The organism is Streptomyces sp. NPDC050988, from assembly GCF_044456225.1.
Classification (GTDB): domain Bacteria; phylum Actinomycetota; class Actinomycetes; order Streptomycetales; family Streptomycetaceae; genus Streptomyces.
The window spans coordinates 18288-39301 of the sequence record NZ_JBITFQ010000049.1; the positions used below are offsets into that span (position 1 = coordinate 18288).

Below are 21014 nucleotides of genomic sequence, written 5' to 3' on the forward strand. Positions count from 1 at the left end.
CCGAGCGAGTCCAACTGGCCCTTGTTGCAACGCTCTTTGTTGCCGTCATCGGGACACTGTCGATCGCCGCTTTGGTGGTGGCGCGAAGCTCTCGCCTGTGACTGTCGCAAGGGCAGCAGCCGGACAGGGTTTGGCGACGACAGCGCTCACCACTGCCAGAGGAAGCAGGCTTGCCGTGTGGCTCACGACCCGATGATGCCGCTCGGGGCAGCGGGGTGCCGAGCACAGGGGCTTGCCCGGCATGGGGGAACCTCCAAGCAGGGAGGGGGCGTTGCAGCACAGCGCTGGACTCGCGCCCATGGCGTCGGAAGGGAGGTGACCGTGAGCAACGAACTTCCGCCTATGGAGCGGGATTTGCGACTCTTCATGACGGGCTCATACGCGCAGGCAACCGAGTTGGCCAGAGCCGTAGAGGTTGGCGACACTGATTGCGTGCTCCACATGGCGATGGGGTCCGGCAAGTCGCACAATTTTGTGCACAGCTACAGTTGGCTGGACGCACAGACCTACGTTCGAGACGAGTTCCGGAACGGGCTTCTCGCTGCTGGCGAGCGTCTACGGAACGCTGCCACACGGTCCGAAAAGCGCGCTGCGGTACGCGAGTTTCTCTCAGCTTTGACAGACCTAATTTTGTGCCTGTTGCGCTATCTGATGAGCACTGTGCTGCTACTGCTATCTCGTTCAATAAGTCGTACTGATTCAGATGCCAAGACAGTTTGGAAGCCCTCGCCGATCGACACGTCACCACAGATCACGCCTCGGGGGCCGAACCCCGCCTTCCCGTGACCATTCACCGGGGCGGGCATCACAGCAGCGCGCTGGGGAGCGCCGTACTAGCTGCCTGAGTGGCTCGCCGACCATGCAAGGTCGGAAGGTTCAGATCATGTTTTCCCTGCCGGACACGGCCCCTTGGTGGGCAGTCTTGAGCGTCGCGGTTCTAGGAATCGTTGTATTCGGTGTTCCCCGTTTCGTCCGCTCTGTGTGGCCGCAGTCCTCCGCTCACCGCAAGGAACTCTTGCGAGAGTGGCAGCGACAGCGTGAGCAGGAACGGGCCCGTAAGCATGAGCAGGAACGGGCCCGTCAACAAAAGGAACTCGACGGCCAAGGGTGACGGGAGCACGGGCGGGAACTCGTCCAGTTCCCGCCCTGAAGTCCTCCCCGGTCTTGGCCAAGTGGCTGCCATGGCAGAGAGGTTGAACGTTGCCGTCCGTGTCCTCGCCCCCGAGGGCGAGCGGCTGCACGTGATCCACGTCCACGACGTCCACGAGGACGAGCGATCCGCACCGCGCACAGCAAGCACCACCGCAGACACCGTCCAGAACAAGGGGACGGGAATGGGAAAGGGCGGCGGGGGCGAAGAAAGCCCTCGGCCAGTTCACCGCCGGTTCTCCCCCATGTGGCCCAGCCACCGTGCCCAGGCCACCCACCGGGGGTATCCCTCCCACGGCACCCCCACCCCCACCACCGCGACCCCGGAGACCCACCCATGCCGCTAGCCCGTCGCGCGTTCCTCACCGTCTTCGCCGCCGCAGCCGGTACCGTCGCTTGTTCTCACGCACCCGCGCACTCGGACGGCACCCCGGCCAAGGAGGCACCCGTGACGGAGGCGGCGGCAGCAACGAGGGCGGCCCGGCGGCTCCTCCCCCACCACTGGCGGCAGCTGCGATTCGAGACGACTGGCACCGGGACCGGCACCAGAACCGGAACCGACACATTCGGCGTGTCCGGCGTCACCGGCCGCATCACCATCACCGGCAACAACGCGGCCACCCAACTCACCGGCCTCCGCTGGTACTTGAAGCACGTCGCCCACGCCAACATCAGCTGGGCGGGCGAGCAGCTCGACCTCCCGTCGGACCTGCCCGGCCCGGCCGATCCGGTGACCAGGACGGCCAACGTCCCGCACCGATTCGCCCTCAACGACACGAACGACGGCTACACGGGCGCGTACAACGACTGGACGTACTGGGAGCGCGAGCTGGACGTGCTGGCGTTGCACGGCTACAACGAGGTGCTGGTGTGCACGGGCGCGGACGCGGTCTACCACCGGGTGTTCCGCGGGTTCGGGTACACGGACGAGGAAGTGCGGCAGTGGATCGCGGGGCCCGCCCATCAGCCGTGGTGGCTGATGCAGAATCTCGCCGCCTTCCCCGATCCCGTGTCGCGGCAGCTCCTCGACGGCCGCGCCGCGCTCGGGCGGCGAATCGCCGACCGGGTACGGGAGTTGGGCATGACGCCCGTGTTCCCGGGCTACTTCGGCACCGTCCCGCCGGGCTTCACGGAAAGGAACGAAGGCGCCCGCACCGTCCCCCAGGGCACCTGGATGGGACTGCGGCGCCCCAACTGGCTGGACCCGCGCACCGCGCACTTCGCGCGCGTCGCGGCGGCTTTCTACCAGGCTCAGGACGAGGTGTTCGGCGGCGCTTCGACGCTCTACAAGATGGACCTGCTGCACGAGGGCGGCGACCCGGGTGACGTCCCGGTCGCCGACGCGGCGAAGGGCGTCGAGAAGGCGCTGCTCACCGCGCATCCGGACGCGACCTGGGTCATCCTCGGCTGGCAGCGCAACCCGCCGCGGGCCATCGTCGACGCCGTCGACAAGTCCCACATGCTCGTCATCGACGGCCTCTCCGACCGCTTCCCGAAGGTGAAGGACCGCGAGGCCGACTGGGGCGACACCCCGTACGCCTTCGGCTCGATCTGGAACTTCGGCGGCCATACGACCCTGGGCGCCAACACCCCCGACTGGGCAGCCCTGTTCAACAAGTGGCGCACCAAGCCGGGCAGCACCCTATGCGGTGTCGCCCTGCTGCCCGAGGCGGCCGACAACAACCCCGCCGCCTTCGACCTCTTCTCCGAACTCGCCTGGGAAGACGGCGAGTTGGACCTCAACGTCTGGTTCAGGGACTGGGCCCTCTCCCGCTACGGCGCCCGTGATCCGCACGCCGAGGCCGCCTGGGACATCCTCCGCCGCACCGCGTACGGCACGACACGCGCCGACTCGTGGAGCGAGGGCGCCGACGGGCTGTTCGGCGCCCGCCCCTCACTCACGGCGAAGTCGGCCGCCAAGTGGTCACCCAAGCAACTCCGGTACGGCGCCGATGAGTTCGAGCCCGCGCTCGGCGAACTGCTCCGGGTGCGCGCGAACCTCCGGAACTCCTCCGCGTACCGCCGCGACCTCCTGGACGTGGCCCGCCAGGCCGTCTCCAACCGCAGCCGCGTCCTCCTCCCCCGCATCAGGAAGGCGTACGAGGCCGGGGACGCGCCCTGCTTCGACCGGATCACCGGGGACTGGCTCGCCCTGATGGACGTGCTGGAGACCCTGCTGGCCACCGACTCCCGGCATCTGCTGGGGCGTTGGGTCGCCGACGCGCGGGCCTGGGGCGCGGACGCGGCGGAGCGGGACCGGCTGGCGTACGACAATCTGTCGCTGCTGACGGTGTGGGGCACCCGGCAGGGCGCGGACGCCGGGCTGCGCGACTACGCCAACCGTGAGTGGGCGGGTCTGGTCGGCGGGCTCTACCGGCTGCGGTGGGCGACGTACTTCACCGAGCTGCGGGCCGCGATGGCGGACGACCGGGAGCCGAAGGCCGTCGACTGGTTCGCCCTGGAGGAACGCTGGACACGCCGGCCGGGGCAACTCGCCACCCGGCCCACCGGTGACACGTACGAAGCCGCCGTCCGCGTACGAGAAGTGCTGGTCACGACCCGCTAGCCGGTCGCGCGCCGCCACCCGGCCCCGCCGTACGGCCTCGACTCCTCCACAACACGCACCTCCTTGACGGGTATACGTCACTCCAAATTTCTGGTAGGAAACCTTCCTAACAGTACGGACGAACGACTCCCACCCCACTGGAGGTCCCGTGCACACCCCCCACATACGCTCCTCGCGACGAACGATTCTCGCGCTGATCGGAGCATCCCTGGTGGCAGGTCCCGTCATCGCGACCAGGTCCGCGAGCGCCGCGCCGGCCGGCCTCGACGACCCGGCGAAGAAGGAGATCGCCATGCAACTGGTCTCCAGCGCGGAGAACTCCTCGCTGGACTGGAAGGCGCAGTACCAGTACATCGAGGACATCGGCGACGGCCGCGGCTACACCGCCGGGATCATCGGCTTCTGCTCCGGTACGGGCGACATGCTCGACCTCGTCGAGCTGTACGCGCAGCGCAGGCCGGGCAACGAACTGGCCGGGTATCTGCCGGCCCTGCGTCGCGTCAACGGCACCGACTCCCACGAGGGCCTCGACCCCGGATACCCGGACGCCTGGCGCCGGGCCGCCCAGGACGAGGCGTTCCGGCAGGCCCAGAACGACGAGCGTGACCGCGTCTACTTCAACCCCGCGGTCGGTCGGGGCAAGGCCGATGGCATCGGCACGCTCGGCCAGTTCGCGTACTACGACGCCATCGTGATGCACGGCGACGGCGGCGACAGCACGAGTTTCAGCAGCATCCGCGGGCGGGCGCTCGAACAGGCCAGGCCCCCGGCCCAGGGCGGCGACGAGGTGACGTACCTCAACGCCTTCCTCGACGCCCGGGTGTGGGCGATGAAGCAGGAGGAGGCCCACGAGGACACCAGCCGGGTGGACACCGCCCAGCGCGTCTTCCTCAGGAACCGGAACCTGAACCTGGATCCGCCCCTGGACTGGCAGGTCTACGGGGACAGCTACCACATCGGCTGAACACCTGGCTGAACACCCGAGGGCGCGGCACGCGTGACGTGCCGCGCCCTGCCCGTCCGTACGGGAAGTCCCGCAGGTGGAGGTCCCGTACGGGCGGGTCAGTGGACCGAGGCCGGCTGTGGATCCATCGGTGACGTCACCTCGTCGTCGGCCGCGCGTCCCCCGCCGAGGTGGTTGAAGACGAGGTTCAGGGCGACGGCCGCCACGCACCCCGTCGAGATCCCCGAGTCCAGGATGATCTTCGCGGTCTCCGGGAACGCGTGGTAGAACTCCGGCGCCGTGATCGGAATGATGCCGACGGCCAGCGAGACCGCCACGATCAGGACGTTGTTGTCCTTCTCCAGGCCCGCCTTGACGAGGGTCTGGATGCCGCTGGCGGCGACCGAGCCGAACAGCACCACGCCCGCGCCGCCGAGCACGGGGCGGGGTACGACGGCGATGAGCGAGGCGGCCATCGGGCACAGGCCCATCAGGACGAGGAAACCGCCGCCCGTGGCGACGACGTACCGGCTGCGGATCCTCGTCATGGCGACCAGGCCGATGTTCTGGGCGAAGGCGCTGCACATGAAGCCGTTGAAGAGCGGGCTGAGGGCGGAGCCGAGGGTGTCGGCGCGCAGACCCGCCGCGATGGTCCGCTCGTCGGCGGGGCGCTCGACGATCTCGCCCAACGCCAGCATGTCCGCGGTCGATTCGGTCATCGAGACCACCATCACCACGCACATCGAGAGGATCGCGGCGAGCTGGAACTGCGGGGCGCCGAAGTGGAACGGCGTGGGGAAGCCGACGACGGCCGCGTCGGCCACCGGGCCGAAGTCGGTGGCGCCGAAGGGGATGGCGAAGAGCGTGCCGACGACCAGGCCGAGCAGTACGGCGATCTGTTTGACGAAGCCGCGGGTGAAGCGGCGCAGGAGCAGGACGACGACGAGGGTCGCGCCCGCCAGGCCCAGGTTGGTGGTGGAACCGTAGTCGTCCGCCGCCGGGTTGGGGCCCTGCGCCCAGCCGAAGGCGACCGGCATCAGGGAGATGCCGATGAGCGTGATGACCGTGCCGGTGACGACGGGCGGGAAGAAGCGGACCGCCTTGCTGAAGAACGGGGCGGCGAGGAAGCCGAGTACGCCGGCGACGATGACCGCGCCGAAGATGACCGGCAGCGCGTCGCTCTTGTCGTCGGTGGAGTTGACGACGGCGATCATCGGGGCGACCCCGGCGAAGGTCACGCCGTTGACGAAGGGCAGCCGGGCGCCGATCTTCCAGATCCCGAGGGTCTGGAGGAAGGTGGCGAGGCCCGCGGTGAACAGGCAGGCACCGGTGAGGAAGGTCAGTTCGGTCGGGCTCAGGCCCACGGCCGCGCCGACGATCAGGGGCGGGGCGACGACTCCCGCGTACATGGCGGCCACGTGCTGCAGACCGCTGGTCGCCATCTTCAGGGCGGGGAGTCTCTCGTCAACTGGGTGTTTCTGCGGGCGAGTTGGATCTGCGTCCGTACTGCTGGACGTGGGCTGGGCGGCCACGGCGGCTCCTCCGGTCGGGTACACGTCGGCGTTGACGCGGGTGTCAGGGAGGTGGGGCGCGGTCGTGCGGGGACCGGGACGATGTCCGTCACGGGGAGGACGTGGCGGGGAGACCGTTCCGGGGCGCGCGCACGTCCATGCGCGTGCCCCGGAGACGGTCGCCGTGGGCCCCGCTGGGGTCCACGGCCACCGGCCGAGGGCCGTCCCCCTCAGCCGGAGATCTTCAGGTGTCGGAAGGTGTCAGGAGGCGTTTGGAGGTGTCAGGCCTGCGCGGCGATCCGCGCGAGGCGCTGGGCCTCGGTCCGCGTGGAACGGGCGATGGCGTCCTCGTCGACGTGCAGCAGTCGGCCGTTCTCGACGATCTGCTCGCCGTTGACGAAGGAGGCGGTGACCGGCGCCGCGGCGCCGAAGACGAGGGCGGTGACCGGGTCGGCGATCGACGCGTGGGCCAGGGTGTCCAGGTTCCACAGCACGAGGTCGGCGAGCTTGCCGGCCTCGAGAGAGCCGATCTCCCCTGCCCTGCCCAGGACTTGGGCTCCGCCGTACGTGCCGAGCCGCAGCGCCTGCCGGGCGTTCAGCGCGGCCTCGCGATGGGCGCCGAGGCGGTTGATGAGCAGGGCGTTGCGCAGTTCGGTGTGGAGTTCGCCCGACTCGTTCGACGCGGTGCCGTCGACGCCGAGTCCGACGGGGACGCCGGCGGCCAGCATGTCGGGGACGCGCGCGATCCCGGCCGCCAGACGGGCGTTGGAGGACGGGCAGTGGGCCACACCGGTCCTCGTACGGGCGAAGGCGGCGATGTCGGAGTCGTTCATGTGGACGCAGTGCGCCATCCACACGTCCTCGCCGAGCCAGCCGGTCGACTCGAAGTAGTCGGTCGGGCCCATCCCGAACAGCTCCTTGCAGAACTGCTCCTCCTCGACCGTCTCCGAGCCGTGGGTGTGCAGGCGGACGCCCTTGCGGCGCGCCAACTCCGCGCCCTGCCTGAGGAGTTCGGTCGACACCGAGAAAGGTGAGCAAGGGGCCACGGCCACCTGTGTCATCGCGCCGAAGGACGCGTCGTGGTGCTCGTCGACCGTCGCCTCGGTGGCGGCGAGGGCCCCTTCGAGGGTCTCGACGGCGAAGTCCGGGGGCAGGCCGCCGTCCTTCTCGCTGCGGTCCATGGAGCCGCGGGCGAGGGTGAAGCGGACGCCCATCTCGCGTGCGGCCCGGATGATCGAGCCGGACAGGTCGCCGGAGCCCCGCGGGAAGACGTAGTGGTGGTCCATGGCGGTGGTGACTCCGCCGCGGGCCATCATGCCGAGCGAGCCCTGGGCGGCCGCGTACGTCATGCGCTCGTCGATGCGCGCCCAGGTCGGGTACAGGGCGACGAGCCAGTTGAAGAGGTTGTGGTCCGTGGCGAGGCCGCGGGTGATCCACTGGTAGAAGTGGTGGTGCGTGTTGACCAGGCCCGGGGTCACGAGGTGGCCAGTCGCGTCGATACGGCGTACGACGTTCTCCAGGCCCTGAGGGGCCCTGCCCGTGCCGAGCGACTCGATGCGGTTGCCCGCCAGGACCAGATGACCGGACGCGTACTCGGTGTCGTCGGCGTCCACGGTCGCGATCGCACAGTTCTCGATGACGATGCGCGGGTCTGCTGCCATGGTTCGTCCTTCTTCGCTGAGGAATCGCTGAGTTGGAGTGGGCACGGCAGGACCCTGGGAGGTTTGAGTGCCGCGGCCCGGCCGGGCGGGCGGGCCGCGGGTGCCGAAATGGGGGGCGTCAGAGTGTGGTTCAGAGGTTGGTGAGGTCCACCGGGATCTTCGGCTCGCAGCCGTCCCGCAGGATCGTGGCCTCGATCAGGCCGTACGGCCGGTCGGCAGCGAAGTACACCTCATTGTCGTTCTTGAGGCCGAACGGCTCCAAGTCGACCAGGAAATGGTGCTTGTTCGGCAGCGAGAAGCGGACCTCGTCGATCTCGCCGCGGTTCTCGATGATCCGCGAACCCATCTGGTACAGGGTCTGCTGGAGCGACAGGGAGTACGTCTCGGCGAAGGCCTGGAGCAGGTGCTTCTTCACCTGCTCGTAGGACTTCTCCCAGTTGGGCGCCTTCTGCTCGTCGTCGGTCCAGTTGAAGCGCCAGCGGGCGGAGACCTGGGTGGCCAGGATGCGGTCGTACGCCTCGGGGAGCGTCGTGTACTTGTCCTTGACGTAGCCCCAGAACTCGGAGTTGGTCGAGTTCATCACGACGAGATCCTTGAGCCCCGAGACGACCTCCCAGGACTCACCGTCGTAGGTGATCTGCGTGACGCGGGTCTCCTGGCCCTGGCGGACGAAGGAGTGCTTGACCTCGTCGGCGCCGATGAACCTGGAGTTGGCGTCCGAGGTCGCGATCCGCTCCCAGGCGTACTCCTCGATGCGGATGCGCGCCGTCCTGATCGGCTCCTGGCTCGTCACGAAGTGCCGGGCGAGGTGGATGCCGAACTGTTCGGCGGACTCGATGCCGTGCTCCTTGGCGAAGGCGTACACCGTGTTCTTGGTGGTGTCCGTCGGCAGCACGTTGGCGTTCGAGCCGGAGAGGTGGACCTCGTCCATGTCGCCGGAGAGCGCGACGGAGACGTTCAGGTCCTTGATGTGGTGGGTGGCGCCGTCCCGCGTGATCTTTACGACTCGGTTCTCGGCCTTGCCGTACTGGTTCTGTCCCAGGATGGTCGGCATAGCTAGCTCCCTCGGTAAACGGAGTAGCCGAACGGGTTGAGCAGCAGCGGTACGTGGAAGTGCTCGCCCGGCACGACGGCGAACGTGATCGCCACCTCCGGGAAGAACGCTCCTACGCTGCCGCTGTCCCGGTTCGCGGGGGCGTCCTGCTGCGCATCGGCTTGCTTCTTCTCAGACTTCAGGAAATACGCCTCGACCGCGAAGTCGAGCCGTACGTGTGTGGTGCCCTCCGGCAGCGCCGGCAGGTCCTTGCACCGGCCGTCCGCGTCGGCCGCAGAGCCGCCGAGTGCCTGCCAGTCCGCATCACGGCCGCTGCGGGCCGCGAGGCTGACGGCGACACCCTCGGCGGGGCGGCCGACGCTGGTGTCCAGGATGTGCGTGGACACGGAAGCGGTGGTCTCGGTGCTCATACGGGTGCGTCCTCTTCGACGAGTCGGGCGAGCCGGATGCGGTTGATCTTTCCCAGTTCGATGCGCACGATCTCGCGCTCCTTCCCGGGTGCGTTGCCGATCCGTTCCCTGACCGCGTCGCGCATCTGCTCGCCGGTGCGGCCGGTCGCGCAGATCAGGAAGACATGGCCGAACTTCTCCTGGTAGGCCAGGTTCAGTTCGAGCATCTCCGCCTTCAGTTCCTCGGAGGCGCCGGCCATGCCGCGCTGTTCGCGCGAGGAGGTCGGGTCTCCGGGCTTCGGGCGTCCGATCGGCGGGTGGCCCGCCATCGCCTCGTCGAGGTCAGCGTCGAGCAGGCCGGCCGTGGCGGCGTCGCTCTCCGCGAAGAGTTCGTCGGTGGTGGTGTAGGGGCGGCGGGCGAGCAGCCGGTTCGCCCAGGCCGCCGAGGCGCAGACCTCGTGGAGGGCGGCGTAGGCGGCGTGCTCCTCCAGTGCGTTGAAACGGGCGAGGCCGCCGGATGTCGTACTCGAAGTCACGGGAAGCCTCCGTGGCCTTGTGCTGGACGGGCTGCGGATTAGCTAACGCCCTCGGAAACATCACGTCAACACTTTGTTGAAAAATCCGGGTAACAAATACCGGGAAGCGGAAACCGCCGCCCGCATGCCGGACGGCGGCGGCTCGCGGGCGCCCGCGAGCGGGTCACCGGGCGCCGCGTCATGCCTGGTCAGAGGCTTGACGGTGACCTGTCGTCGACTGGTGGCGGGTCCGAGCGCCGGTCAGCGGCGGGTTGGACGCCGGCCAGCGGTAGGTCAGGCTTCGGTGGGCGGTAGGCCACGCGCCAGCAGGCCGCAGGCCGCAGGCCGGGCGCCGGTCGGCGGCAGGCCAGGTGCCGGTCGGCGGCGACCAGGCACCCACCCCCGCTCAGGCGTCCTTCTCGCGGTTCAAGTAGTTGTAGACCGTGAACCGGCTGACGCCGAGCGCGCCCGCGACGGTCTCCACGCCGTGCCGCACGGAGAAGGCGCCGCGCGCCTCGAGTATCCGTACGACCTCCTGCTTGGCCTTGCGGTCCAGCTCGGCCAGGGGCTTGCCGCGCTTGCGCTCCAGGGCGGCCAGGATGTGGTCCAGCGAGTCGGCGAGCTGCGGCAGACGTACGGCGACGACGTCGGCGCCCTCCCAGGAGAGGACGACGTCATCGGGTCCCGCCTGGCCGGGCGGGAGCATCTCGCCGCCCATGGCGTCGACCAGCGGCTTGACGGCCGTGACGAAGGGGTCGTCCCCGATGCCGGTCACTCGCCCCCCTCCCCGATCACGTTGACCTGGAGCGAGACGCGGGTGGCGCCGGCCTCCAGGGCCTGGCGCAGCAGCGCGTCGACCGCACCGAGCACGGAGTCCGCGCCGCCCTCCGCGGTGTTGCCGAACGGTCCGACGTCCACGGCGTCCAGCTCGGCCGCCTCGATGACCTCGCGGGCGACCAGCGCGTGCCGCGGTGCCTCGTCGAGATCGAAGGGCTCGGTCGTGAACTCCACTCTCAATCGCACTGTGCCCCCATGGCATCGGCTCCGACCTGCTCGTTCCCCCGGCCTAGGTGATGCGGGGACTGTCGGACGCGCAAGCGACCCTAGCCGACCCGCACGCCACCCGTGAGGAACACCCGATCGAACGGCGCCGGTGCCACCCGGCCGAATCCGCCCGGGGCCTCCCGCGCCCCGGCGGCTTTTCCGGGCGACCCCTCTTGACAAGGTTCCCCGACACAGGCAGCCTTTCCATCAAGCAGAAACTAACTTCCGCAATACGGAACTACTCGACACGGAAGGGAGCGCCGACCCACATGCCCGGTTTCTCGATGGATGCAGCCGCTGAGCAGCGCTTCAACGTCAACCTGTCGATCCTCTTCACGGAGCTCCCGCTACTGGAGCGCCCCGCGGCCGCCGCCGCGGCGGGCTTCACCGCGGTCGAGCTGTGGTGGCCCTGGGTCGACTCCCCCACCCCCGAGCGCGCCGAGCTCGACGCCCTGAAGAAGGCGGTCGAGGACGCGGGCGTACAGCTCACGGGGCTGAACTTCTACGCCGGGCAGCTGCCGGGCCCGGACCGGGGCGCGCTGTCGGTCCCCGGCGAGGAGTCCGAGCGGTTCCGCGCGAACATCGATGTGGCCGCGGAGTTCGCGCGGTCGCTGGGCTGCAAGGCGCTCAACGCGCTGTACGGCAACCGCGTCGAGGGCGTGGACCCGGCCGAGCAGGACGAACTCGCCCTGGAGAACCTGGTGTTGGCGGCCCGCGCGGCCGACCGCATCGGCGCGGTCCTGCTGATCGAGACCCTCAACAAGCCGGAGTCGCCGCTCTATCCGCTGGTGACCGCCCCGGCCGGGATCGCCGTCGTCGACAGGGTCAACGAGGCGACCGGGCTCGGCAACGCCAAGTTCCTGATGGACCTCTACCACCTGTCCATGAACGGCGAGGACCTGCCGTCGGTGATCGACCGGTACGCGGCGAGGACCGGCCACGTCCAGATCGCCGACAACCCGGGCCGCGGCGCCCCGGGCACCGGCTCGCTCCCCCTGGAGGAGTTGCTCGGCCGGCTCCGCAAGCAGGGGTACGAGGGCTGGGTAGGCCTGGAGTACAAGCCGGGCGACCGCCCCAGCGCCGAGGCCTTCGAGTGGCTGCCCGCCGGGGCCCGCGCGGCGCGTTGAGCGCCAACCCATCGACGTACCAGAGCTTTTGGAGACGCACCCTCATGAGCAGCAACCTCACAGACTCCGCCCGCCCGACTCGCCCGTCGATCGCCTGGATCGGGCTCGGCATCATGGGCTCCCCCATGTCCGAGAACCTCATCAAGGCCGGTTACGACGTCACCGGGTTCACCCTGGAGCAGGACAAGCTGGACCGGCTGACCGCCGCGGGCGGCACCGCGGCCGGCTCGATCACCGAGGCCGTGCGGGACGCCGACGTGGTGATCACGATGGTGCCCGCCTCCCCGCAGGTCGAGGCCATCGCGTACGGGCCCGACGGCATCCTGGAGAACACGAGGTCCGGCGCGCTCCTGATCGACATGTCATCCATCACCCCGCAGACCTCCGTGGACCTGGCCAAGGCCGCGCAGGACAAGGGCATACGGGTCCTGGACGCGCCGGTGTCCGGCGGTGAGGCCGGGGCGGTCGAGGCCGTGCTGTCCATCATGGTCGGCGGCGAGCAGGCCGACTTCGACCAGGCCGAGCCGATCTTCGAGGCGCTGGGCAGAACGATCGTGCTGTGCGGTCCGCACGGCTCCGGGCAGACCGTGAAGGCCGCGAACCAGCTGATCGTCGCCGTGAACATCCAGGCGTGCGCCGAGGCCGTGGTCTTCCTGGAGAAGTCGGGCGTCGACCTGAGGGCGGCCCTCGACGTCCTGAACGGCGGCCTCGCCGGCTCGACCGTGCTGACGCGCAAGAAGGACAACTTCCTGAACCGCGACTTCAAGCCGGGCTTCCGTATCGACCTGCACCACAAGGACATGGGCATCGTCACGGACGCCGCCCGCAACGTCGGTGCCGCACTGCCCGTCGGCGCCGTGGTCGCCCAGCTCGTCGCCTCGCTGCGGACCCAGGGCGACGGCGGCCTGGACCACTCCGCGCTGCTGCGCGCGGTCGAGCGCCTCTCCGGCGCGCAGATCTGACGGTCCTCCGGCCCCACAAAGACCTCCGGGCGGCGCCGCCGCTGACACCTGTCCTGTCGCGCCCAAGCGGTGGCGCCGCCCGGAACCCATCACCCGCCCCTCCATCCCCACAGGAATCCCGCAGCGGATCCCCCAGCGGCGAACTTCAACAAACTGTTGACGTCCGGATCGCCCCAAACCTAGGCTCCACAAAGCGGAAAACAACTTCCGAAGAATTCCGCTGCCCCTCGTACGGAAGGTCACGATGTCGAAGCGCGTGCTCACGACAGAGTCCGGCGCCCCGGTCGCCGACAACCAGAACTCCGCCTCCGCCGGCGTCGGCGGCCCGCTCCTCCTCCAGGACCAGCACCTGCTCGAGAAGCTCGCCCGGTTCAACCGCGAGCGCATCCCGGAGCGTGTGGTGCACGCGCGCGGCTCGGGCGCGTACGGCCACTTCGAGGTGACCGACGACGTCACCGGCTTCACGCACGCGGACTTCCTGAGCACGGTCGGCAGGCGCACCGAGGTCTTCCTGCGCTTCTCGACGGTCGCGGACAACCTGGGCGGCGCGGACGCGGTGCGCGACCCGCGCGGCTTCGCGGTCAAGTTCTATACGGAGCAGGGGAATTACGACCTCGTCGGGAACAACACCCCGGTGTTCTTCATCAAGGACCCCATCAAGTTCCCCGACTTCATCCACTCGCAGAAGCGGGATCCCTTCACGGGCCGTCAGGAGCCGGACAACGTCTGGGACTTCTGGGCGCACGCCCCCGAGGCCACGCACCAGATCACCTGGCTGATGGGCGACCGAGGCATCCCGGCCTCGTACCGCCACATGAACGGCTACGGCTCGCACACCTACCAGTGGACGAACGCCGAGGGCGAGGCCTTCTTCGTCAAGTACCACTTCAAGACGAACCAGGGCATCCGCTCCCTGTCCTCCGAGCAGGCGGCCGAGATCGCGGGCAAGGACCCGAACTCGCACCAGACGGACCTGCTCCAGGCCATCGAGCGCGGGGTGCGCCCGTCGTGGACGCTGTACGTCCAGGTCATGCCGGCGGCCGAGGCGGACGGTTACCGCTTCAACCCGTTCGATCTGACGAAGGTCTGGCCGCACGAGGACTACCCGCTCCAGCGGGTGGGCCGGCTGGTCCTGGACCGCAACCCGGACAACGTGTTCGCGGAGGTCGAGCAGGCCGCGTTCTCCCCGAACAACTTCGTTCCCGGCATCGGTCCCTCGCCGGACAAGATGCTCCAGGGCCGCCTGTTCGCGTACGCGGACGCACACCGCTACCGGCTGGGCGTCAACCACACCCTGCTGGCGGTCAACGCCCCCAGGGCGACGGTGGCGAGCAATTACGGCCGGGACGGCCTGATGGCCGCCAACTCCCAGGGCCGCGCGGCGAGGAACTACGAGCCGAACTCGTACGGCGGCCCGACGGAGACCGGCCGCCCCCTGTCGGCGCCGCTCGCGGTGAACGGCCACACCGGCACGTACGAGACCCCGCTGCACACCAAGGACGACCACTTCTTCCAGGCGGGCGAGCTGTACCGCCTGATGTCGGAGGAGGAGAGGTCCCGGCTGGTCGCCAACATCGCCGGCGGCCTCTCCCAGGTCTCCCGCGACGACGTGATCGAGAAGAACCTCGCCCACTTCCACGCCGCCGACCCCGAGTACGGCAGGCGCGTGGAGGAGGCGGTCCTCGCCCTGCGCGAGGACTGACCCTCTCAACTCCCAAGCTCAACTCCCAAGCTGCGCCCCGGGTCCGACGGGAGGTCGGACCCCAGGCGCGTCGCCCGCGAAGCCCGTGGACCCGGATGAGGGGTTGTCGACGGGCGGAGCGGGCCGGCCGAGGACCGCGGCGGCACGTGAGCCAGTGCGGTGGTGAAGGTCCCGGAGCCCCCTTCTCGACCAGAGGGAAGGACGGTCCCGGCCCGTCACGACCGCCGCGGTCCTCGGACGACACCTTGATCGACACTCTTGATCGAGACGGCGAAGAGCGCCGGGTACGGACGGTCCCGTACCCGGCGCTCTTCGCCGTCCGCGGAAATGCCCGGCCCCTTCGGGGTGCGGATTCCCCGGCCGCGCAGCAGCCTGGATGCATGGACCTTCCCAGCATCGTCGTGCACCCTCCGGCGCTGGACGGCTCGCGCCGGGTCACCGCGGGCAGCGAGACCCTCGGCATCGCCTACCACCTCGACGACGTCGTCGAGATCCTGCGCCTCGCCGACCTGGACGAGATCGAGGTGGAGGAGAGCGACATCATCGACTGGCAGGGCGGCGGCCCCGACGACTGGCCGGGCCTGTCGGAGCACCACGCGGCCGAGTGACGTAGCACGTACGTCCGTGTGCGTACATGGGCTACGGAACCCTCAAATCAACCTCTGAACATGCCTCCGGGGGCTTCAACTCACTGTGCTTCAGGGCACATTCTCAGCACATGGGGCCCGCCGGCACGGGGGCGGCGGGCCCCGAACGGGGAACAGTGGGCTTGGCCGGAGACGGAGGTGAGACGCATGAGCAGCCTGATGACGACGCATCGGCGGGAGCCGTTCGCGTTGGCGCTGCTCCGGGGCGTTTCCCGGTCCGGCCGGTCCGGCACGGTACTTCGGGCGTCGGGGGCGTCCGGAGACGGGGGGAAGCACGGGGGCGGCGGACTCCGTTCGGGTGGCGGCGGGGGCCGCTCGAACTGAACACGCCGAGGGGCCCCCGTCCTGGATCCTCAGGACGGGGGCCTCGGTTCTGCCCCTTGAGCTGCTCTCTCCCAGGTCTTGTCAGACCTTCTTGTCAGACCTTCAGGGTCCTGATGGACGTGGGCGCGTGGCCCGGCTCGGTCGCGATCTCCTCGAACTCCACGACGTTGCTGATGTCGTTGGTCGTGGACATCGAGATGTTGGTGACGCGCTCCAGGATCGCCTCGACGACGACCGGGACCCGGAACTCGACCGCGAGCTTCTTCGCCTGTTCGAGGGCGGCGCCCAGCTCGCTCGGGTCGGTGACCCGGATGGCCTTGCAGCCGAGGCCCTCGACGACCTTGACATGGTCGACACCGTAGACGCCCAGCTCGGGCGAGTTGAGGTTCTCGAACTCCAGGTTGACCTGGAAGTCGATGTCGAACGCCCGCTGCGCCTGACGGATCAGGCCCAGATAGGAGTTGTTCACCAGCACATGGACGTACGGGATCCGGTGCTGGGCCCCGACGGCCAGCTCCTCGATCATGAACTGGAAGTCGTAGTCGCCGGAGAGCGCGACCACCTGCGCCTCCGGGTCGGCCTTGGCGACACCCAGCGCGGCCGGGACGGTCCAGCCGAGGGGGCCCGCCTGACCGCAGTTGATCCAGTGCCGCGGCCGATAGACGTGCAGCATCTGGGCGCCGGCGATCTGCGAGAGTCCGATGGTGGAGACATACCGGGTCTCGGGGCCGAAGGCCTTGTTCATCTCCTCATAGACGCGCTGCGGCTTGATGGGGATGTCGTCGAAGTGCGTACGGCGCTGGAGGGTGGCCTTACGCTCCTGCGCGGCCTGGGCCCACGCCGAGCGGTCGGGCAGCCTGCCCTCGGCCTTCAACTCCCGTGCCACCTCGACGAACAGTTCGAGCGCGGCCTTCGCGTCGGAGGCGATGCCGTAGTCCGGGGCGAAGATCTTGCCGATCTGGGTGGGCTCGATGTCGACGTGCACGAACTTCCGGCCCGCCGTGTAGACGTCCAGCCTGCCGGTGTGGCGGTTGGCCCAGCGGTTGCCGATACCGAGGACGAAGTCGGACTCCAGGAAGGTCGCGTTGCCGTAGCGGTGCGAGGTCTGCAGGCCGACCATGCCGGCGTTCAGCTCGTGGTCGTCGGGCAGGATGCCCCAGCCCATGAGGGTGGGGACGACCGGTGTGCCGGTCAACTCGGCGAATTCCACGAGGAGTTCGCAGGCGTCGGCATTGATGATGCCGCCGCCGGCGACGATCAGCGGCCGCTCCGACTCGTTCAGGAGCGTGATCGCCTTCTCGACCTGGGCACGGGTCGCGGACGGCTTGTAGACCGGCAGCGGCTCGTACGTCTCCGGGTCGAACTCGATCTCCGTCAGCTGGACGTCGACGGGAAGGTCGATGAGGACCGGGCCCGGACGGGCGGACCGCATCAGATGGAAGGCCTGCTGGAAGACGCCCGGGACCTGCGCGGCCTCCAGCACGGTGACCGCCATCTTGGCGACCGGCTTGGCGATCGAGGCGATGTCGACGGCCTGGAAGTCCTCCTTGTGGATCACGGCGGTCGGAGCCTGGCCCGTGATGCACAGGATCGGGATGGAGTCGCCGGTCGCGGAGTACAGACCGGTGATCATGTCGGTACCCGCGGGCCCTGACGTACCGATGCAGACGCCGATGTTGCCGGGTGCGGTGCGGGTGTAGCCCTCCGCCATGTGCGAGGCGCCCTCGACATGGCGGGCGAGGGTGTGACTGATTCCGCCGGAGGCCTTCAGCGCCGCGTAGAAGGGGTTGATCGCCGCGCCCGGGACACCGAACGCGCTGGTGACGCCCTCACGCTTGAGGATCTCAACTGCCGCGCGGGCAGCGGTCATACGAGCCATTGCGTACTCCTGCTTCGGCCGTCGGATTCGGGCTCCCGTCGCGCCCCGCGGAGAGCTTCAAATTCCGTATTACGGAAACTAACTTCTACTATCTGGAAGCAATGTAAGTGGACGGCCAGAAGGCGTCAAGGGTCGGAGGGCGGCCGGAGGGCAGCCGGCGGGCGGCCGTCGACCGGCCGTCCGTCGGTCGACAGGCGGGGGAATCCCGGGACGTCGGATCGTTTCGCTGCCGGAGGAAGGGGTTCCGGAGGACGATGGAGGCGCTGTCCCGATGTGGCGTTGTGGTGTCGCGGTGTTCTGGAGAGGGTCATGTCCGAGAGCGTGCCGGTGAGGTGTCCGGCCTGTCGGCGCGAGCATGTCTATGCGGCGCCGTCGTACCCGTGCGTGTGCGGCGCGCCTGTCGCACCCGTCCTCGACCGGAGCACGCCCCCGGAGCCCGTCACGCACCACACCTGGGACGAGGGCTGGCTGACGATCCGCTGCGAGGGCTGCGGGCGGGCGGACCACTGGCCCCGCCCGGAGCTGGGGTGCCCCTGCGGCGCGCTGTTACGGATACCGGTGACGGAGCCGGGGGCCGACGGCGACGCGGGAACCTCGGGCGCCGACGCGGCGCACTCCTCGGGCGCGGACACCGGCGAAAGCACCGGTGAGACCACCGGTGAGAGCACCGAGGGCGGCTCCCACGAGAGCTCGCACGAGGGCTCATACGAAGGCTCGCACGAGGGCTCGTACGAGGGCTCACGCGACCACTCCGGCCGGCCGCCCCGGACCCCGCGGACCGACCGGGCCAACCGTCTCCCCGCCGCCGCCATCCCCCTCCCCCGTACCGCCCCGGCCCCCCGCCCCGCGTTCCAGCCGGTGGTCATCCGCACGGCCCGGGACGCCGTGACCGCCGCCGCGCTGTATCTGCGCTGGCTCGGGTACCGCGACATCCGGCGGGCCGACCAGCGGCCGCCTTCGGGGATCGGTCTGGCGGCCCGCGGGATCGTGGCCCAGGTCGACCCGACCGTACGACCGGCCTCCCTGCGGGACGTGGAGTGCCTGTGGCTGACGGCGATGACGGAGTCGGCGGGCTGCGTCTACTTCTCGCTGGCGGGCTACGAGGAGGACGCCCGCGTCTGTGCCGACTCCCTCGGCATCCCCCTGTTCGTACTGGACCTCACCGGCACCCCACAGCCGGTGAACAGCCTCGCCGACGACCTGATAGCCACGGGAGACTGAGCAGCCCAACTCCCGGAAACGACCGCATACTTGACGACATGCGCATCAGACCGGCAACCCCCGCCGACCTCCCGCTGCTCCAGGACATCGAGCGGGCCGCGGGCGAGCCCTTCCGCACCCTGGGCATGACGGAGATCGCCGACGACGAGCCGCCCGCGCTGGAACTGCTGGAGCGCTTCAGGGAGGCGGGCCACGCCTGGGTCGCCGAGGCGGAGAGCGACGGGGCCGAGGGGGACGGCGACACCGCCCGTCCCGTCGCGTATCTGATCGGCGAGCCGGTGGACGGCGCCTTCCACATCGAGCAGGTCTCCGTCCACCCGGACGCCGCGCACCGGGGCGTGGGCCGGACCCTGATCGCGTACGCCGCCGACCGCGCACGCGACCAGGGCCTGACCGGTCTCACGCTGACCACCTTCACGGAGGTCCCCTGGAACGCGCCCTACTACGAGCGCATCGGCTTCCGCCCCCTGACCGACCCCGAACTCACCCCGGGCCTACGCAAGATCCGAGCAACAGAGTCCGAACACGGCCTGGACCGCTGGCCCCGGGTGTGCATGTACAGAGGCGCCCTGTAAGGGGCGCCTCACAAGGGGCGCGGGGCTGTGACATTTGCGGCTCCGCCGCGTGGGCGCGACAAGCCCCCACCGGCCCGCAGCCATCAAGCACCCCCAGCACCCCCCTCCCGCAGCTCGACCTTCCGCACCTTCCCGGACACCGTCATCGGAAAAGCCTCCATGACCCGCACCCGACTCGGCACCTTGTAGTGCGCCAACCGCCCCTCACAGAACGCCCGCACCTCCTCCAGCGTCGGCGGATCACCGGCATCCCGCGGAATGACACAGGCGAGCACCTCCTCCCCGTACCGTTCGTGCGGCACACCCACCACCTGCACGTCGGCGATCTTCGGATGCGCGTACAGGAACTCCTCGATCTCGCGCGGGTAGATGTTCTCGCCACCCCGGATGATCATGTCCTTGATCCGGCCGACGATCTGCACGTACCCGTCGTCGAGCATCACGGCCAGGTCCCCGGTGTGCATCCACCGCCCGGCGTCGACGGACTCGGCGGTCTTCTCGGGCTCGTCCCAGTAGCCGAGCATCACGCTGTAGCCGCGGGTGCACAGCTCGCCCGCCGAGCCGCGCGGCAGGGTCGTGCCGGTCGCCGGATCGACGACCTTGACCTCGATGTGCGGCAGGACGCGTCCGACCGTGCCGGTGCGGTGCTCCAGGTCGTCGTCGCGGCGGGTCTGGAGGGACACGGGCGAGGTCTCGGTCATGCCGTAACAGATGGAGACCTCCGCCATGTGCATCTCGGAGACCACCCTTTTCATCACCTCGACCGGGCAGGGCGAGCCCGCCATGATGCCGGTCCGCAGGGCGGACAGGTCGTACGTCGCGAAGTCGGGGAGGTTCAACTCCGCGATGAACATGGTCGGTACGCCGTAGAGGGACGTACAGCGCTCGTCCTGGACCGCGCGCAGGGTCTCCGTCGGGTCGAAGGATGGAGCCGGGATCACGATGCACGCGCCGTGCGAGGTCGCGGCGAGGTTGCCCATGACCATGCCGAAGCAGTGGTAGAAGGGCACAGGGACACAGATCCGGTCCTGCTCGGTGTAGGCGATCAACTCTCCGACGAAATAGCCGTTGTTGAGGATGTTGTGGTGGGAGAGGGTCGCGCCCTTGGGGAAGCCGGTGGTGCCCGAGGTGTACTGGATGTTGATCGGGTCGTCGCAGGACAGCTCGCTCCGGCGCGTCCGGAACTCCTCTTCCAGGCCGGGTGTGCCCCGGGCGACCAGCGCGTCCCAGCTCGGGTCGCCGATGTAGACGGTCTCCCTCAACTGCGGGCACTTGCCCCGCACTTGCTCGACCATGGCCCGGTAGTCGCTCGTCTTGTGACTGAGCGAGGCGAACAGCACCGAGATGCCCGCCTGCTTGAGGACGTACTCGACCTCGTGGGTGCGGTAGGCCGGGTTGATGTTCACCATGACCGCGCCGATGCGGGCGGTGGCGTACTGGACGAGCATCCACTCCGGGCAGTTGACCGCCCAGATGCCCACCCGTTCCCCCTTGCCGACTCCGCCGGCGAGCAGCGCGCGGGCCAACCCGTCGACGTCCGCGGCGAATTGGGCGTACGTCCAGCGCCGCCCGGACGGTACGTCGACGAGCGCCTCGCGGTCCGGCCAGGCCGCGACGGCCCGGTCCAGGTTGGCGCCGATGGTGTCGCCGAGCAGTGAAGTCCCGCTCACCCCGTGCGCGTACGACAATTCACGCGTCTCGCCCGCCTCGCCCGGCTCACTCACCTCAGTCGCCCCACTCGCCCC

Annotated in this window: 18 protein-coding genes; 8 read left to right on the forward strand and 10 right to left on the reverse strand. The window is 69.4% G+C overall.

Features of this window, described 5'->3' with window-relative positions:
• Nucleotides 1-881: 881 nt before the first annotated feature.
• Nucleotides 882-1484 (reverse strand): HNH endonuclease, encoded by a 603-nt coding sequence (locus ACIBEI_RS47770; protein WP_398897630.1) that lies wholly within the window; start codon nucleotides 1482-1484, stop codon nucleotides 882-884.
• A gap of 2 nt (nucleotides 1485-1486) precedes the next feature.
• On the opposite strand from ACIBEI_RS47770, the gene ACIBEI_RS47775 reads away from it, so the two are divergent.
• Nucleotides 1487-3715 (forward strand): alpha-N-acetylglucosaminidase, encoded by a 2229-nt coding sequence (locus ACIBEI_RS47775; protein WP_398897631.1) that lies wholly within the window; start codon nucleotides 1487-1489, stop codon nucleotides 3713-3715.
• A gap of 148 nt (nucleotides 3716-3863) precedes the next feature.
• Entirely contained in the window at nucleotides 3864-4679 is an 816-nt protein-coding gene (locus ACIBEI_RS47780) for a chitosanase (protein ID WP_398897633.1), read from the forward strand.
• A 98-nt stretch (nucleotides 4680-4777) separates the two neighbouring features.
• On the opposite strand, the gene ACIBEI_RS47785 is transcribed toward ACIBEI_RS47780, so the two are convergent.
• From ACIBEI_RS47785 to ACIBEI_RS47815, 7 genes are all read right to left on the reverse strand, one after another.
• Nucleotides 4778-6100 (reverse strand): nucleobase:cation symporter-2 family protein, encoded by a 1323-nt coding sequence (locus ACIBEI_RS47785; RefSeq protein ID WP_398897679.1) that lies wholly within the window; start codon nucleotides 6098-6100, stop codon nucleotides 4778-4780.
• A 350-nt stretch (nucleotides 6101-6450) separates the two neighbouring features.
• Entirely contained in the window at nucleotides 6451-7830 is a 1380-nt protein-coding gene (locus tag ACIBEI_RS47790) for an 8-oxoguanine deaminase (protein WP_398897634.1), read from the reverse strand.
• 130 nt (nucleotides 7831-7960) lie between these two features.
• Entirely contained in the window at nucleotides 7961-8884 is a 924-nt protein-coding gene (gene pucL / locus ACIBEI_RS47795) for a factor-independent urate hydroxylase (RefSeq protein ID WP_398897636.1), read from the reverse strand.
• A 2-nt stretch (nucleotides 8885-8886) separates the two neighbouring features.
• Nucleotides 8887-9294, reverse strand: coding sequence for a hydroxyisourate hydrolase (gene uraH / locus ACIBEI_RS47800; protein WP_398897638.1), 408 nt, complete (start codon nucleotides 9292-9294; stop codon nucleotides 8887-8889).
• On the reverse strand, nucleotides 9291-9809 hold the full coding sequence (uraD, locus tag ACIBEI_RS47805; protein ID WP_398897640.1) for a 2-oxo-4-hydroxy-4-carboxy-5-ureidoimidazoline decarboxylase: 519 nt from the start codon (nucleotides 9807-9809) through the stop codon (nucleotides 9291-9293). The genes uraH and uraD overlap by 4 nt, the downstream gene beginning before the upstream one ends.
• A gap of 385 nt (nucleotides 9810-10194) precedes the next feature.
• Nucleotides 10195-10563: a helix-turn-helix domain-containing protein gene (locus ACIBEI_RS47810; RefSeq protein ID WP_143641961.1), complete on the reverse strand. Its 369-nt coding sequence runs from the start codon at nucleotides 10561-10563 to the stop codon at nucleotides 10195-10197.
• Nucleotides 10560-10811, reverse strand: a complete 252-nt coding sequence (locus tag ACIBEI_RS47815; protein ID WP_398897642.1) for a hypothetical protein — start codon at nucleotides 10809-10811, stop codon at nucleotides 10560-10562. Before ACIBEI_RS47815 ends, ACIBEI_RS47810 begins: the two co-directional genes overlap by 4 nt.
• A gap of 290 nt (nucleotides 10812-11101) precedes the next feature.
• Here ACIBEI_RS47815 and ACIBEI_RS47820 point away from each other — a divergent pair, with 290 nt between their 5' ends.
• From ACIBEI_RS47820 to ACIBEI_RS47835, 4 genes are all read left to right on the forward strand, one after another.
• Entirely contained in the window at nucleotides 11102-11959 is an 858-nt protein-coding gene (locus ACIBEI_RS47820; protein WP_398897643.1) for a TIM barrel protein, read from the forward strand.
• A gap of 44 nt (nucleotides 11960-12003) precedes the next feature.
• A complete protein-coding gene (locus ACIBEI_RS47825; protein ID WP_398897645.1) occupies nucleotides 12004-12921 on the forward strand; it encodes a 2-hydroxy-3-oxopropionate reductase in 918 nt (305 codons plus the stop codon).
• 244 nt (nucleotides 12922-13165) lie between these two features.
• Complete coding sequence (locus ACIBEI_RS47830; RefSeq protein ID WP_398897647.1) at nucleotides 13166-14623, forward strand: catalase; 1458 nt, start codon at nucleotides 13166-13168, stop codon at nucleotides 14621-14623.
• A gap of 380 nt (nucleotides 14624-15003) precedes the next feature.
• On the forward strand, nucleotides 15004-15231 hold the full coding sequence (locus ACIBEI_RS47835) for a hypothetical protein (protein WP_143641952.1): 228 nt from the start codon (nucleotides 15004-15006) through the stop codon (nucleotides 15229-15231).
• 457 nt (nucleotides 15232-15688) lie between these two features.
• Here the strand turns inward: ACIBEI_RS47835 and gcl are convergent, their stop codons facing one another.
• Complete coding sequence (gene gcl, locus ACIBEI_RS47840; protein WP_398897650.1) at nucleotides 15689-17473, reverse strand: glyoxylate carboligase; 1785 nt, start codon at nucleotides 17471-17473, stop codon at nucleotides 15689-15691.
• 309 nt (nucleotides 17474-17782) lie between these two features.
• On the opposite strand from gcl, the gene ACIBEI_RS47845 reads away from it, so the two are divergent.
• Together ACIBEI_RS47845 and ACIBEI_RS47850 are read left to right on the forward strand one after the other, a co-directional pair.
• Complete coding sequence (locus ACIBEI_RS47845) at nucleotides 17783-18694, forward strand: hypothetical protein (RefSeq protein WP_398897651.1); 912 nt, start codon at nucleotides 17783-17785, stop codon at nucleotides 18692-18694.
• Between the two features lie 38 nt (nucleotides 18695-18732).
• Nucleotides 18733-19269 carry a GNAT family N-acetyltransferase gene (locus tag ACIBEI_RS47850; RefSeq protein ID WP_398897652.1) on the forward strand — a complete coding sequence of 179 codons (537 nt, stop codon included), beginning with the start codon at nucleotides 18733-18735 and terminating at the stop codon, nucleotides 19267-19269.
• An 83-nt stretch (nucleotides 19270-19352) separates the two neighbouring features.
• Here ACIBEI_RS47850 and ACIBEI_RS47855 read toward each other — a convergent pair whose 3' ends face one another.
• On the reverse strand, nucleotides 19353-20993 hold the full coding sequence (locus ACIBEI_RS47855) for an AMP-binding protein (RefSeq protein WP_398897654.1): 1641 nt from the start codon (nucleotides 20991-20993) through the stop codon (nucleotides 19353-19355).
• Nucleotides 20994-21014 lie beyond the last annotated feature (21 nt).

Excerpts from the sequence above, each read along its gene's own strand:
- ACIBEI_RS47775 (WP_398897631.1), top strand. The coding sequence starts at position 1,487 with ATGCCGCTAGCCCGTCGCGCGTTCCTCACCGTCTTCGCCGCCGCAGCC.
- ACIBEI_RS47785 (WP_398897679.1), bottom strand. The coding sequence starts at position 6,100 with ATGGCGACCAGCGGTCTGCAGCACGTGGCCGCCATGTACGCGGGAGTC.
- ACIBEI_RS47790 (WP_398897634.1), bottom strand. The coding sequence starts at position 7,830 with ATGGCAGCAGACCCGCGCATCGTCATCGAGAACTGTGCGATCGCGACC.
- pucL (WP_398897636.1), bottom strand. The coding sequence starts at position 8,884 with ATGCCGACCATCCTGGGACAGAACCAGTACGGCAAGGCCGAGAACCGA.
- uraH (WP_398897638.1), bottom strand. The coding sequence starts at position 9,294 with ATGAGCACCGAGACCACCGCTTCCGTGTCCACGCACATCCTGGACACC.
- ACIBEI_RS47820 (WP_398897643.1), top strand. The coding sequence starts at position 11,102 with ATGCCCGGTTTCTCGATGGATGCAGCCGCTGAGCAGCGCTTCAACGTC.
- ACIBEI_RS47825 (WP_398897645.1), top strand. The coding sequence starts at position 12,004 with ATGAGCAGCAACCTCACAGACTCCGCCCGCCCGACTCGCCCGTCGATC.
- ACIBEI_RS47830 (WP_398897647.1), top strand. The coding sequence starts at position 13,166 with ATGTCGAAGCGCGTGCTCACGACAGAGTCCGGCGCCCCGGTCGCCGAC.
- ACIBEI_RS47835 (WP_143641952.1), top strand. The coding sequence starts at position 15,004 with ATGGACCTTCCCAGCATCGTCGTGCACCCTCCGGCGCTGGACGGCTCG.
- gcl (WP_398897650.1), bottom strand. The coding sequence starts at position 17,473 with ATGGCTCGTATGACCGCTGCCCGCGCGGCAGTTGAGATCCTCAAGCGT.
- ACIBEI_RS47845 (WP_398897651.1), top strand. The coding sequence starts at position 17,783 with ATGTCCGAGAGCGTGCCGGTGAGGTGTCCGGCCTGTCGGCGCGAGCAT.
- ACIBEI_RS47850 (WP_398897652.1), top strand. The coding sequence starts at position 18,733 with ATGCGCATCAGACCGGCAACCCCCGCCGACCTCCCGCTGCTCCAGGAC.